The organism is Micromonospora sp. ALFpr18c, assembly GCF_008868155.1.
In the GTDB taxonomy this organism is placed as follows: Bacteria; Actinomycetota; Actinomycetes; order Mycobacteriales; family Micromonosporaceae; genus Micromonospora.
The window spans coordinates 80,294-92,652 of record NZ_WBKR01000001.1; the positions used below are offsets into that span (position 1 = coordinate 80,294).

General features: G+C 71.4%; 13 protein-coding genes. 9 read left to right on the forward strand and 4 right to left on the reverse strand.

Annotated elements, in window-relative coordinates:
* Positions 1-24: 24 nt before the first annotated feature.
* Both F8271_RS00390 and F8271_RS00395 read left to right on the forward strand, forming a co-directional pair.
* Positions 25-1,038: an ATP-binding cassette domain-containing protein gene (locus F8271_RS00390; protein WP_151487580.1), complete on the forward strand. Its 1,014-nt coding sequence runs from the start codon at positions 25-27 to the stop codon at positions 1,036-1,038.
* The gene (locus F8271_RS00395) at positions 1,035-1,892 is read left to right on the forward strand and encodes an ABC transporter permease (RefSeq protein WP_151487581.1); all 858 of its coding nucleotides are present in this window, start codon (positions 1,035-1,037) and stop codon (positions 1,890-1,892) included. Before F8271_RS00390 ends, F8271_RS00395 begins: the two co-directional genes overlap by 4 nt.
* Positions 1,893-1,907: 15 nt before the next feature.
* On the opposite strand, the gene F8271_RS00400 is transcribed toward F8271_RS00395, so the two are convergent.
* A complete protein-coding gene (locus tag F8271_RS00400) occupies positions 1,908-4,892 on the reverse strand; it encodes an AAA family ATPase (RefSeq protein ID WP_151487582.1) in 2,985 nt (994 codons plus the stop codon).
* A 194-nt stretch (positions 4,893-5,086) separates the two neighbouring features.
* Here F8271_RS00400 and F8271_RS00405 point away from each other — a divergent pair, with 194 nt between their 5' ends.
* From F8271_RS00405 to F8271_RS00415, 3 genes are all read left to right on the forward strand, one after another.
* Entirely contained in the window at positions 5,087-5,539 is a 453-nt protein-coding gene (locus F8271_RS00405; protein ID WP_151487583.1) for a helix-turn-helix domain-containing protein, read from the forward strand.
* Positions 5,532-5,900 (forward strand): DUF4180 domain-containing protein, encoded by a 369-nt coding sequence (locus tag F8271_RS00410; RefSeq protein WP_151487584.1) that lies wholly within the window; start codon positions 5,532-5,534, stop codon positions 5,898-5,900. The genes F8271_RS00405 and F8271_RS00410 overlap by 8 nt, the downstream gene beginning before the upstream one ends.
* 287 nt (positions 5,901-6,187) lie before the next feature.
* Positions 6,188-6,409: a hypothetical protein gene (locus tag F8271_RS00415; protein WP_151487585.1), complete on the forward strand. Its 222-nt coding sequence runs from the start codon at positions 6,188-6,190 to the stop codon at positions 6,407-6,409.
* A gap of 66 nt (positions 6,410-6,475) precedes the next feature.
* On the opposite strand, the gene F8271_RS00420 is transcribed toward F8271_RS00415, so the two are convergent.
* Entirely contained in the window at positions 6,476-7,369 is an 894-nt protein-coding gene (locus tag F8271_RS00420) for a hypothetical protein (protein WP_151487586.1), read from the reverse strand.
* 197 nt (positions 7,370-7,566) lie between these two features.
* Between F8271_RS00420 and F8271_RS00425 the strand changes: the two genes are divergently transcribed.
* Entirely contained in the window at positions 7,567-8,448 is an 882-nt protein-coding gene (locus F8271_RS00425) for a cellulose binding domain-containing protein (RefSeq protein ID WP_151487587.1), read from the forward strand.
* A gap of 68 nt (positions 8,449-8,516) precedes the next feature.
* A complete protein-coding gene (locus F8271_RS00430; protein WP_151487588.1) occupies positions 8,517-9,530 on the forward strand; it encodes an SMP-30/gluconolactonase/LRE family protein in 1,014 nt (337 codons plus the stop codon).
* A gap of 99 nt (positions 9,531-9,629) precedes the next feature.
* Here the strand turns inward: F8271_RS00430 and F8271_RS32085 are convergent, their stop codons facing one another.
* Entirely contained in the window at positions 9,630-9,785 is a 156-nt protein-coding gene (locus tag F8271_RS32085; protein ID WP_192580073.1) for a hypothetical protein, read from the reverse strand.
* A 48-nt stretch (positions 9,786-9,833) separates the two neighbouring features.
* Here F8271_RS32085 and F8271_RS00435 point away from each other — a divergent pair, with 48 nt between their 5' ends.
* Positions 9,834-10,352 (forward strand): flavoprotein, encoded by a 519-nt coding sequence (locus tag F8271_RS00435; protein WP_151487589.1) that lies wholly within the window; start codon positions 9,834-9,836, stop codon positions 10,350-10,352.
* Between the two features lie 271 nt (positions 10,353-10,623).
* On the opposite strand, the gene F8271_RS00440 is transcribed toward F8271_RS00435, so the two are convergent.
* Positions 10,624-11,736: a ricin-type beta-trefoil lectin domain protein gene (locus tag F8271_RS00440; RefSeq protein WP_151487590.1), complete on the reverse strand. Its 1,113-nt coding sequence runs from the start codon at positions 11,734-11,736 to the stop codon at positions 10,624-10,626.
* A gap of 188 nt (positions 11,737-11,924) precedes the next feature.
* Here F8271_RS00440 and F8271_RS00445 point away from each other — a divergent pair, with 188 nt between their 5' ends.
* Positions 11,925-12,353, forward strand: coding sequence for a VOC family protein (locus tag F8271_RS00445; RefSeq protein ID WP_151487591.1), 429 nt, complete (start codon positions 11,925-11,927; stop codon positions 12,351-12,353).
* Positions 12,354-12,359: the final 6 nt, after the last annotated feature.

Sequence of the window (12,359 nt, forward strand, 5' to 3'; positions counted from 1 at the left end):
CACGCCCGACGAAAGGTAAGGATCATGAATAGACGCACCACCGGCCTGGCCATCGAGGCCGAGGGTCTCACCCGCTCGTTCGGGGAGACCCGGGCGTTGGCTGGCATGGACCTTCAGGTCCCCGCCGGCACCGTCTACGGCCTGCTCGGCCCGAACGGGGCGGGCAAGACCACGGCCGTCCGGGTGCTCGCGACGCTGCTGCGCCCCGACGGCGGCACCGCCCGGGTCTTCGGGCACGACGTGGTCACCGAGGCCGACAAGGTCCGCAGCCGGGTCAGCCTCACCGGGCAGTACGCCTCGGTCGACGAGGACCTGACCGGTACGGAGAACCTGGTGCTCCTCGCCCGCCTCCTCGGCCTGCCCAGGCCGGCCGCCCGTGAACGCGCCGCCGCCCTGCTCGCCGCGTTCGGTCTGACCGAGGCGAGCGACCGGCAGGTGAAGAAGTACTCGGGCGGGATGCGGCGGCGCATCGACATCGCCGCGAGCATCCTCAGCACGCCCGACCTGCTCTTCCTCGACGAGCCGACGACCGGTCTGGACCCGCGCAGCCGCAACCAGGTGTGGGAGATCGTCCGGGCCGTGGTGTCGCACGGGACGACCGTGCTGCTGACCACCCAGTACCTCGACGAGGCCGACCAGCTCGCCGGGCGGATCGCGGTCGTCGACCACGGCCGGGTGATCGCGGAGGGCACCCCGGGCGAGTTGAAGTCGTCGGTCGGCTCCGGCACGGTCCACCTGCGACTGCGCGACCCCGGTCAGCGGCCCCAGGCGGAGAAGGTGCTCCGGGATGCGCTCAACGTGCCGGTGCAGCTCCCCGCGGACCCGGTGGCGTTGACCGCGCGTGTCGGCGAGGCCGGCAGCGACCTCGACGCGAGCGCGCAGGCCGCCCGCGCACTCGGCGACCTGGCCCGCGCCGGCATCGTCGTCGACGACTTCTCCCTCGGCCAGCCGAGCCTGGACGAGGTCTTCCTGGCCCTGACCGATCACCCGGCCGTGTCGGCCGACGAGCACGACGACGAGCTGGAGGCAGCCCGATGAGCAACGCGACCACCACCACGACCGAACGCGCCCCGTCGGTCTACGTCCCGTCCGCCGAGGCGCTGGCGACCGTCCTGGCACCGGGTGCCCGGCCGCCCCGACCGAGCGCGCTGGGCGCGTCGCTGACCTTCGGCTGGCGGGCCCTGCTGAAGATCAAGCACGTGCCGGAGCAGCTCTTCGACGTGACCGCGTTCCCGATCATCATGGTGCTGATGTTCACGTACCTGTTCGGTGGCGCCCTCGCCGACAGCCCGCGCGACTACCTGCAGTTCTTCCTGCCCGGCATCATGGTGACCAGCGTCGTGATGATCACCATGTACACGGGTATCGGCCTCAACACCGACATCGAGAAGGGCATCTTCGACCGCTTCCGCACGCTGCCCGTGTGGCGCCCGGCCGCCCTGGTCGGCATGATCTTCGGCGACGTGCTGCGCTACATCCTCGCCGCCCTGGTGATCCTGGGCGTCGGGCTGGCGCTCGGGTTCCGCCCCGGAGGCGGGGTCGCCGGAGTCGCCGCCGGGATCGGACTGCTGGTGATCTTCTCGTTCGCGTTCTCCTGGGTGTGGACGTTCTTCGGGCTGATCCTGCGCAGCGAGAAGTCGGTGATGGGGGTCAGCATGATGGTGCTGTTCCCGTTGACGTTCCTCAGCAACGTCTTCGTCGAGCCGAGCACCATGCCCGGCTGGCTCCAGGCGTTCGTGAAGGTCAACCCGGTCACCCAGCTGGTGGCCGCGGTCCGTGCGGTGATGGACGGCGCGTCGGACCCGTCGGCCATGATGTGGCTGCTGGCGTGGAGCGCCGGATTCGTGCTCGTCTTCGGCACGCTGACGATGTACCGGTACAACCGCCGCTGACCCGGTCGGCGGGTTTCAGAGCTGCCAGTGCGGTGGGTTGGCGGGCAGGTAGCGGCAGGTGTTGCCGGTGGAGACGGATTCGCGCAGGTGGCCTGCGAGGGCCGGGTGCCGGTCGTCGAGCTTGCGCAGCGTGTCCCTGATCCGCGCGGTGACCGTCTTGCGGGCCCGCTCGGCCTCGTCGCCCAGCCGGCGGCTCCGGCCGGCCAGCCCCGCCGCGGCGCGCAGCTCGTCGAGCAGCGCGCCGCGCTCGGCGTCCAGTGCGGCCACCTTCCGCTCGTCGTCGCGTGCGGCGGCCCGGTCGATCTCCTCATCGAGGCGTGCCAGGTGCCGCCGGTAGCGGGCCTTCGCCTCGTCGTCGAGGATCGGGTCGCCGCCCATCCGGCGGGCGGCCACCAGCTCCGGGCCGGCGGCCGGGTCGAGCAGCTCGACCGCCGGCACGTCGCTGCCGGGGCGGCTGAGCAGCAGGTGCAGGTCGTGCAGCCCCTTGGCGTCGGGCAGGTGCACCACGACACCGGCGTACGCGAGCTGCCACACCGGCCCGTCGCGCCGAAACTCGTACCCCTCGATGGCCGGCGCGACGGCCTGCCGTGCGGGGCTGGCCTGGGCCGCGGCCGGGGTCGGGTTGGCGAGCCGGTGCGGCACCTGCGTCATGCCGAGGGCGGTGGCCTCCCGGGCGGTGGTGGCGCGCAGCTCGGCCAGCGTCGCGGCGTCGCCCGGGTGGCCCCGGCCCGCCACGGCGTTGGCGAGGCCGGCCCGGGCGATGAGCGACCAGGGCCGGGAGCCCATCCGGTCGGCGGAGTCACGGGCGGCCGTGAAGCCGGCGATGGCGTCGTCCCAGCGTTCCTGGGCGGCGTCGATCAACGCCAGCCAGTGGTCGACGGGACCGCTGATGTCGCAGCCGAAGAGCCCCACCGCCCACTGGCCGCGGTGCGGGGCGAGCGCGGCCCGCACGTCGTCGCAGCGGCGCGGGTCACCGGACGCGGCGGCGACCTGCGCGCGTAACCGCAGCCAGAGCGGCGACACCGGACGCGGGTAGCGGGTGCCGGTCGCCTCGATGCCGGCGGTCAGCCGGATCGCCGTCTCGGCGTCGCCGCCTTCGGCGGCGGTGATGGCCCGCAGCAGCTCCCGGTAGGGGTAGTCGATGGGGGCCAGCGCGTCCAGCAGGGTGCCGGCCTCGGCGAACCGGCCCTGGAGCACCAGCCGGGACCAGCGCAGGTGATGACCCATGAACCCGAACTCGGCGTGGCTCGGGTCGGCGACGTCGGTGATGTCGGTGAACCGCTCGTCGGCCTCGGCGAAGTCACCTCGGAAGGCCGCGATGATCCCGCTGTCCACGGCCGCCGCCATCCGGTGTCGGGCGAGGTCGCCCTGCTCGTTGGCGGTGACGAAGGTGGTGAACTCGTCGACGAATCGGGGGTCGCCCAGCTCCAGGAGCGCCACCCAACGCAACGAGGTGGCCCACAGCTCGGTTTCCCGGTCTCCCGTACGACGGGCCACGTCCCGGATCTCGGTGGTCAGCGCGGCACGGGCCGCCGCGGTGCCCAGCCCCCAGGTGGTGTCGTGGCGGGCCCAGAGGCTGAAGGTGAGTGCCTCGTCGTCCTGCCCTCGCCGGGCGATGGTCTCGGTGGCGGTGATCAGGTCGGCGATCAGCGTGCCGACCGACGCGGTGGCGTCCGGCTCGCCGATCAGTTGCCGGTACGCCTCGCGCACCAGCTCCGCCGCCTCGACGGAGTCGGCGGTCTCGACCTGGCGGGCGCGGTTCACGATGAGGGCGACGCGGGCCAGCAGCACCGGGTCGTCGAGTGTGCGGGCCAGCGTCGCGGCCTCGGTGAGCAGCTGGCCGGCCTCGTCCCGGCCGGCGTGGTGGTATTGCGCCTCACCGAACTCGACGAGGATCCGCACCCGTTGCGCCCGGTCCTCGACGACTTCCAACGCCCGGCGGAAGTGCACGGCCGCCTCGTCGGTGGCCAGCCGGGCGAACGCGTCCCGGCCGGCGGCGACCAGCAGGGTGGCCACCCGGGCGCGGTCGAGCGCGGGGCCGGCGAGGTAGGCGTGGCGGGCGAGGTCGGCCGGGACCAGTCGATCGGTGAGTTCGCGGAGGTCGTCGACGGCCCGGACGACGTCGGCGTGCCGGGCCTGCCGGTCGTCGTCGGTCAACCCGTCGTAGAGGGTTTCCCGGACGAGGTCGTGAGCGAAGGCGAACCGGCCGCCACCTCGGGCGGCCACCAGCCGGGCGGTCACCGCCCGGTGCACCTCGTCGGCCAGGCCTGCGTCGGGCTCCCGTCCGGCCGTCCGTGCCATCAGGGCGGCGACCTCGTCACGGGCCAAGCCGGTGAGCGTGATCGTGGTGGACTTCGCGACCAGCGGCATGAGCAGTGGGCGCAACGGATGTTCGCCTGACTCGACCTCGGCGTCGCGGTAGGTGCCGATCAGCAGCAGCCGCTCGAACCAGGTGTGCTGGGCGGCGAACCCGAGCAGCCGCAGCGAGGCCGGGTCGGCCCAGTGCAGGTCGTCGAGCACGACCACGACCGGCCGGCGCTGGGAGACGGCGACCAGCGCGGCGGTCACCGCGTCGTACAGGGCGAACGCCTCCTGGTCGGCGACGTCCCGGCCGGCGTCCTCGGGCGCCCAGCCGTCGGCGAGCCTGCGCAGGTCGTCGGTGCTCGCCGTCTCGCCGAGCAGGGCCGCGAGGGCTGGTTCCGCGTCGGGCCGTGCGACCGCCCAGTCGTCGGCGGAGCGCCGCAGGGCGCGCAGCACCTGCACCCACGGCCAGTAGCCGGGAGCGCTGTCGGAATCCCAGCAGGCGGCGCCGAGCACGAGCGCGCCGCGCTGGCGGGCCTGCCGCGCCGCCGACGTGACGAGGGTCGTCTTGCCGATGCCGGGCTCCCCGGTGACCAGGACGAGACCCCCGTGGCTGGTGGCGGCCCGGTCCAGCTCGGCGCGCAGCAGACCCGCGGGGTGATCCCGCCCGATGATGGCGTCGCCGAGCCGCGCGTCCATGGTTTCCAGACGGTACTGGAACGCTCCGACAGCGCGGGCGCGGTTGGTTTGGCGTACCCGGCGTTCTCGGCGCGCTCGACCTCGCCGTCTCAAGGGCGGGGTGGGGTTGTTGCGGGCCCTTTGGAGTTGATGCCGTCGACGAATCAGGCCGCGTCATTACCTAAAGTTCCCTAGCCGAGCTACCGTAGGGAACGATGACGGAAGACATGTACTCGGTGGAGCAGGTCGCCGACCGGCTCGGCCTACACGTGCGGACGGTGCGCGGCTACATCCGCTCGGGTCGGCTGCGGGCGGTGCGGATCGGCAAGCAGTACCGGATCGCCGCCACCGATCTCGACGCGCTCACCGGGCAGCGCCCGGCGGCGACCAGCGTCGTCGGGCCGGCGGAGGTGTCGAGCATCGTGCAGATCGACGGGGTCGACCGGGCCGCCGCCGACCGCCTCGGCACGCTCATGTTGGCCAGCGCCAACACCGGCCACGATCAGGCCAACCCGCTGCGGGTGCAGACGGTGCACGACGAGGAGCGCCACCGCTTGAAGATCATCATTTTGGGTGCTCCCGCCGCCACCGCCGAACTGCTGCACCTGCTCGACGCCGTCCTCAACGCCGACAACGGCCTACTCGACCGGGAGGTCCCCGATGCCTGACGAGATCCAGAAACGCGCGGGCGTGCAGGTGCTGGTCTGCGACCCGGCCGGACCGACCGTCGCCACCGAGCAGGACGCGCTGGACCTGATCGGCGCGGCCTTCGCCGGCGCCCAGGTGGTTGCCGTGCCGGCTGACCGCTTCGACGAACGCTTCTTCTCGCTGGGCACCCGCTTCGCCGGCGAGGTGATGCAGAAGTTCGTCAACTACCGGCTGCGCCTGGCCGTCGTCGGTGACATCTCGGCGCGGCTGGAGGGCAGCTCGGCGCTCCGCGCCCTGGTGCACGAGTCGAACAAGGCCGAGCACATCTGGTTCGTCCCCGACCTCGACGCCCTCGACGCCCGTCTCCGCGCCACGGCGTAGCGCCATCTCCACCGCGTCCGTTTCCACGCCCCGGGCCTGGCCCTGAGCGGCCGCCCAGCGCAGATAGGCCAGCCACTCCTCGGCCGACCAGCCGTTCCGGCGGCCCACACCGGCGTCGGCGGGGAGGCGGCTGGCGACGACGCCATATCGCGGTATCGAGCACGCTCTGCCCGACCCGGATCCGCAGCACGGTCAGATCGGCGGGTCGAACGCACCGCCGGGTACGGGGCCGGGCAAGCTGTTCGGCGCTGGTGACTAGCCGCCCGGTGACCGGGTACGCGCGAGCCATGGGTAGCCACAAGCAGAACAAACACGACAGCGGCGGCGAGTCGGCGCGAGGCCGGCGGCATTCGGGCAGCGGCGCTCCGGGCCGCCAGGGCTCGACCATGGAACACTCGCCCGACCAACGGCACCGCCGTACCGCGACCGGCCCGGCCGGCACCGAGGGTGGCCTGGGCCGGGCCAAGGTCTCGGGCGACGGGCGGATTCAGCGCCAGGGCGGCTCCTGAGCCGATCAGTCGATGGTGCGGCCGCACCGCGCGTTCGCGGGGCGGCCGCACCGGTTGAGCGGTTTCCTACGCCGTCGCGCAGATGGCGTACGCCGTGTCGGACCAGTTGCCGGCGAACGCATCCTCCTCGTACGCGCCCGAATCGACGGTTGTCGGCGCGGTCGCGGGGCCGCCGTTGGGGCGGAAGTCGTCGACCACGCCCTCGCCGGTGACGCCGTTCAGCTCGTAGCCGGCTCCCGTCATCACCTTGCCGGCCGGGCAGCCCGCGACGACGCTGCGGAAGTCGAGGGAGTTGCTGGCACCGACCGTGGACGCCCGCACCAGGCCGGGCAGCGGGTTCGCGCAGATCGCGTACGCGGTCACCGACCAGTTGAGCGCGGTCGCGTCGGCCTCGTACGCGCCGACGTTGACCGAGGTCGGCGCCGCGGCCACGCCGCCGTTGGGGCGGAAGTCGTCGACCACGCCCTCACCGGTGACGCCGTTCAGCTCGTAACCCGTGCCGGTCAGCACCTTGCCGACCGGGCAGGCGGCGGTGGTGGAGTGGAAGTCGGCCGAGTCGCTGACGCTGGCCGTGGAGACCCGCACCAGGCCGGGCAGCGGGTTCGCGCAGATCGCGTACGCCGTCACCGACCAGGTGCCGGCGAACGCCTCCGCCTCGTAGGCGCCGACGGTGACGGCCGTGGGCGCGGTCGCCGGGCCGCCGTTGGGGCGCAGGTCGTCGACGACGCCCTCGCCGGTGACGCCGTTCAGCTCGTAGCCGGTGCCGGTCAGCACCTTGCCGGCCGGGCACGTCGCCGTGGCGCTGTGGAAGTCGGCGGAGGTGTTGACGCTGGTCACGGCGATCCGCACCAGACCGGGGACTGCGGCGGACGCCGGGCTCGCCGGGGCGACCACCGCCCCGGCCACGACGAGACCGAGCACGAGTACGGACGCTCGCCGGGTCTGCTTCTGAGCACACATGTGTTTCTCCCGTCAGAGGCCCCGCGGCGGCCGTTGGGTCGCCGACGCCGAGGCCGTTGGTGATGACAGGGTTCACGGTAGGTAGTCGACTGACCAGGCATTATCTTCAAGCCGACTACGTCGTGTAACGGACGAGGCCCGTCCACATATTGACATGTGGCTATGAATTAGCTCCGGATCGCCCTAGCATTCGGACCATGTCCGCTCGCCGTGTCATCGCCGCCGTCGCCGTAGCCACGGTGGCGAGCCTGCTCGCCGTCAACGCCGCACGCGCCGACGGCCCGGCGATCAGCACCCCCGGCAGCCCGACGGTGGTGGTGAACCAACCTCACCAGCTCACCCTCAGCTGGGCACCCTCCACCTGGATCGGCGATCCGGCCGCCGAGCAGCCGATCAACTACGAGGTGCAGGTCCCGCTGGGCCCCAACACGTACCGCTGGCTCGGCACCACGACCGACACCACGATCACGCTGACCGACCTGGCGCCCGGCACGACGTACCGGATCGCGGTTGCCGCCCGCGCACTCGGCGGCTACTCCGACAGCTCGCCCGCCACCACCGTGCGCACCGCCTCCGGCCGCGCCACGGTCAACTACCTCAACCTCGACTGGGCGCCGACGAACAACCAGATCCAGCACCTCCTGCGGGTCACCAACACCGGCACCGGACCACTGGACCTGACGACCGTGCGGGTGCGCTACCACCTGCGCTTCGAGGGCGGCAACACCTCGCTGGTGCCGAACTGTGACTGGGCGACGCTGGGCTGCGACAGGATCCGGCAGACCGTGCAGTTCTTCATCCCACCGGGCGCGCCGTCGACGATGTCGACGCCAGCGCCGCCCTACCCGCCGCCGGGCACGCCCGTCCCCGGCTGGGTCGAGCTGACCTTCACCAGCGGGACGCTCGCACCGGGCGCGTCGACCGGGCCGATCCAGCTACGGCACCACCGGCACAGCTGGAGCGACATCGACGAACGCGACGACCCGAGCTGGCTCCCCGCCACCGGCCAGTGGACCGAGAACGGGCGGATCACGCTGGACGTCGACGGGGTACGCGAGTTCGGTGACACGAACGCCTGACGTACCCATTCGTCACGCCGGGCGGAGACAGCCCGCGGAGGCACCGACCCGTCCCTTGGAGTATTTCGATGACCTGGCGTCCCACCATTGCCGCGCTGGCCGGCCTGTGCGTCGCGCTCAGCACCGCGTCACTGCCCGCCGGCGCGGCCCTCGCCAATCCGCCCGGCACACCACCGGGGGTCTGCCCGACGGGGACCGGCTACGGTCCGCCGCTGCCGACCAGTTCCGTGACGGCCACGAAGATCCAGAGTGGCTTCTCGTTCCTCGAAGGCCCGGTCTGGGTCGCCGACGGCGGCTATCTGCTGTTCTCCGACATGGCGGCCGGCACCGGGCCGTACAACGTCCAGCCGTCCACGATCCGCCGGTTCACCCCGCCGGCGACCTTCGACACGTTCCTCGCCAACGCCGGCAGCAACGGCCTGGCCCTCAGCACCGACGCCCAGCAGATCATCGCGGCCACCCACGACCAGCGCAACGTGTCCGCGTACCGGATCAGCGACCGGGCCCGCAGCACCGTCGCCACGAATTACCAGGGTCGGGCGTTCAACACGCCCAACGATGTGGCGGTCCGCTCCGACGGCGTCGCCTACTTCACCGACCCCACCTTCCAGCGCGGCAACCGCCCGGACCAATTGAGCGGGCGTACCAGCGTCTTCCGCGTCTCCGGTGGTCAGGTGTCCCTGGTCGACGACCGGTTGCGCCAGCCCAACGGCATCGCGCTCTCGCCGGACGGCACCGCGCTGTACGTGGGCGCCTACTCCGAGAACAGGATCTACCGGTACGCCGTCCAGCCCGACGGCAGCACCGGCGCCCGCAGCGTCTTCGTGAACTACCTCGGCGGGCCGGACGGCGTCACGATCGACTGCGCCGGCAACGTGTACTGGGCGTCCGGCTCGGACTCCCTGATCCACGTCTACTCCCCCACGGGCACCCCGCTCGGCACGATCCGCTCCGGCACCTCCGGTACGACAAACGTGGCGTTCGGCGGCCCCGACCGGCAGACCCTCTACATCACCTCAGGCCCGAGGAACGACTCCGGCCTGTACAGCGTGCGACTCAACGTCCCCGGCTATCCGTACTGATGAGGATGCCGTTCCCCGGTCAGTGTGATCTGTGGGAACGGCATCCTCCGAACCAGCTATCGGGTATTCAGGCACCCGGTAACCGAGGGTGACCTTCGGTCACAGCTCGATCGGCCAGCAGTCCTGGTTCCAGACATTGCAGGGGTAGGCCGATGGGCCGACCTCGCCGCTGGCCACAGCCCCGACATTCGACGTACCCGGCCCGAGCAGGGTGAGCGCGAACGCCGCCGTGGCCAGCGCGACGCTGCCGCGCATTCCGTATCCGCCTACCTGTGGGTCGTCCGACTCCGGCAAACTGCCAGCATGACGGAACGCCCGGTGCTGTATCTGGTCGTCTGCGCTGCTGGTCCCGCGGAACACATCGACGAGCTGGTCGACCTCCTGATCGCTGACGGATGGCGGGTGTGCCTGATCGTCAGCCCCACCGCCGCGCCGTGGCTCGACCGGGCGGCGTTGCACGACAAGACCGGCTATCTCGTACGCGTCGAATGGCGGATGCCCGGCGACCCGGAGCCGCACCCGCCGGCCGACGTGGTGGTGGCTGCGCCGGTCACGTTCAACACGATGACGAAGTGGGCACTCGGCATCAACGACACCCTGGCGCTCGGTGTCCTCAACGAGTCGCTGGGCGCGGGCCTACCGATCGTCGCCTTCCCACATGTCAAGGCGGAGTTGGCCGCGCATCCGGCGTACGCAGGTCACGTGGCGGTACTGCGCGCTGCCGGTGTTGTCGTCGCTGAGGGCAAAGTAGTGAACCCGGCGCCGGGGCGGCGCCGGTGGGACGTGGTCAACGAGGCTCTGCGATCACTTCACCCGCGCTGAACAGCCGCCCCAGCGGAGCACCGAGTCGCACACCGGCGACCGGCCGATGCGCATCCTGTGGCAGCTCCACCACCCCCTGCCCGCCGACGTGTACGCCACCGCCGGGACCATCGCCGCGTAGCCCGCCGCACCCAGGGCAGAGCTACGCGGCGGTCCGGGCGGGACGCCGACCGCCGTCAAGGTCACGCTCGAACCAGGATGTAGTGGCCTCACCGACGCGCCGATACCACTACAACCAGGATCTTGCGCGATCTTGCCGGCGTCCGACGAGCTATCGGCGGCTCCACTGCTGGTTGGTCTGACCGGTGCAGGTCCAGAGGACGAGCTTCGTGCCGTTGCCGGTGCCCTGGTTGACGGGGTCCAGACAGAGGCCGGACTGCACTCCGGTGATCGTGCCGTTGGCGTTGACGTTCCACTGCTGGTTCGTCCCGCCGTGGCAGTCGTAGATGGTGACCAGGGTGCCCGGGGAGGTGCCGTAACCGGCGGCGTCGAGACACTTGTTGCCGTAGACGGTCAGCGCCTTGCCGGTCGTGTAGGTCCACTGTTGGTTCGTGCCGCCGTGGCAGTCCCACAGCTGCAGCTGGGTGCCGTTGGTGGTGGAGTACCCGGGGACGTCGACGCACCTGCCGGACAGCGTGCCCACGATGGCGGTGGTCTGTCCGCCGCCGCTGCCCGGGTTGCCGACGCTTCCGGGCACCGACTGCAACGCGCTGTACCAACGGGCGGCCATCTTGTCGTAGCCGCCGGCGGTGGGGTGGACGCCGTCGATCAGGTCGGCGGTGGTGAGAGCGCTGTGCATGTCGACCAGGTGCACCCGCTTGCCGGCGTTCACCTTGCTCTGCACGATGCCGGGTATCGCCGCGTTGAACGTGCGGACGGCCGCCTCCTGGTTGCTGTTGGAGAGCGGGATGAGCTGCGCCACGAACACCTCGGCGGTGGGCGCGGTGTTGGTGATCTTGTCGATGAGCGTGGACAGGCGGTTCGGCGCGGTGCTCACGTTGTAGTTCTGCAGGATGTCGTTGGTGCCGATGTGCAGCAGGACGGTCTGCGGCCGCTGGGTGTTCAGCCAGCCGACGATGGTGGCGTCGATCTGGTCGATCCGCCAGCCGGGGTGCCCCTGATGGTCGTGATCGCCCAGGCTGGCCGGCCCGTTGAACTGCGACCCGACGAAGTCCACCGTGTACCGGCCGGCGGCGAGGCGCTGCCACAGCCCGATGCGGTACCCGCCCGGCACCTGGGTGCCCTCGGTGATGGAGTCGCCGAGCGGCATCACCCGTACCCCGCCGTTGGACTCCGCGTTGGCCGGGCCGGCGGGTGTCACCACTCCGGCGACCACGACACCGAGCGCGGCGAGCGTCGTGAGCCATCGTGCCCTCGTTCGCATGGATCTCTCCCTTGGTTGGTCGAGCTGGCCGAGGGCATGGGCCGGCCGCGCGCCGATCGTCAATCGGCATGGCGTCACTGCCTCAGCACTGGGACGAGTGTGAGCGTTAACAGAGACGATTGTAGATTCCTTGGAATGTTCTGGTCTACCTCCGCGGATCCCGGAGCGGAGCGCGCTAGGTTACGAAGATGGAGCAGCGGATCAGCCTGATCACCCTCGGAGTCACCGACGTGCCGCGCGCCAAAGCGTTCTACGAGCAGCTCGGCTGGCGGGGCCAGGAGGTCGAGGAGACGGTCTTCTTCCAGGCCGGCGGTCTGGCCTTGGTGCTGTGGAGCCGGGACAAACTGGCCGACGACGCCGGCGTCCGGAATCCGGGTACGGGCGCGATGAGCCTGGCCCAGAACGTCCGTTCGCGGGAGGAGGTCGACGAGGTGATCGCCACCGCGAGCAAGGCGGGTGCCGAGGTGACCCAACCGGCGCGGGAGACGTTCTACGGCGGCTACGCCGGCTACTTCGCCGATCCGGACGGCCACCTGTGGGAGATCGCCTGGAACCCCGGCTTCCAGCTCGGCCCGGACGGCACCCTGACCCTGCCCGACTTCAGCGCCACCACCTGAGGCCGG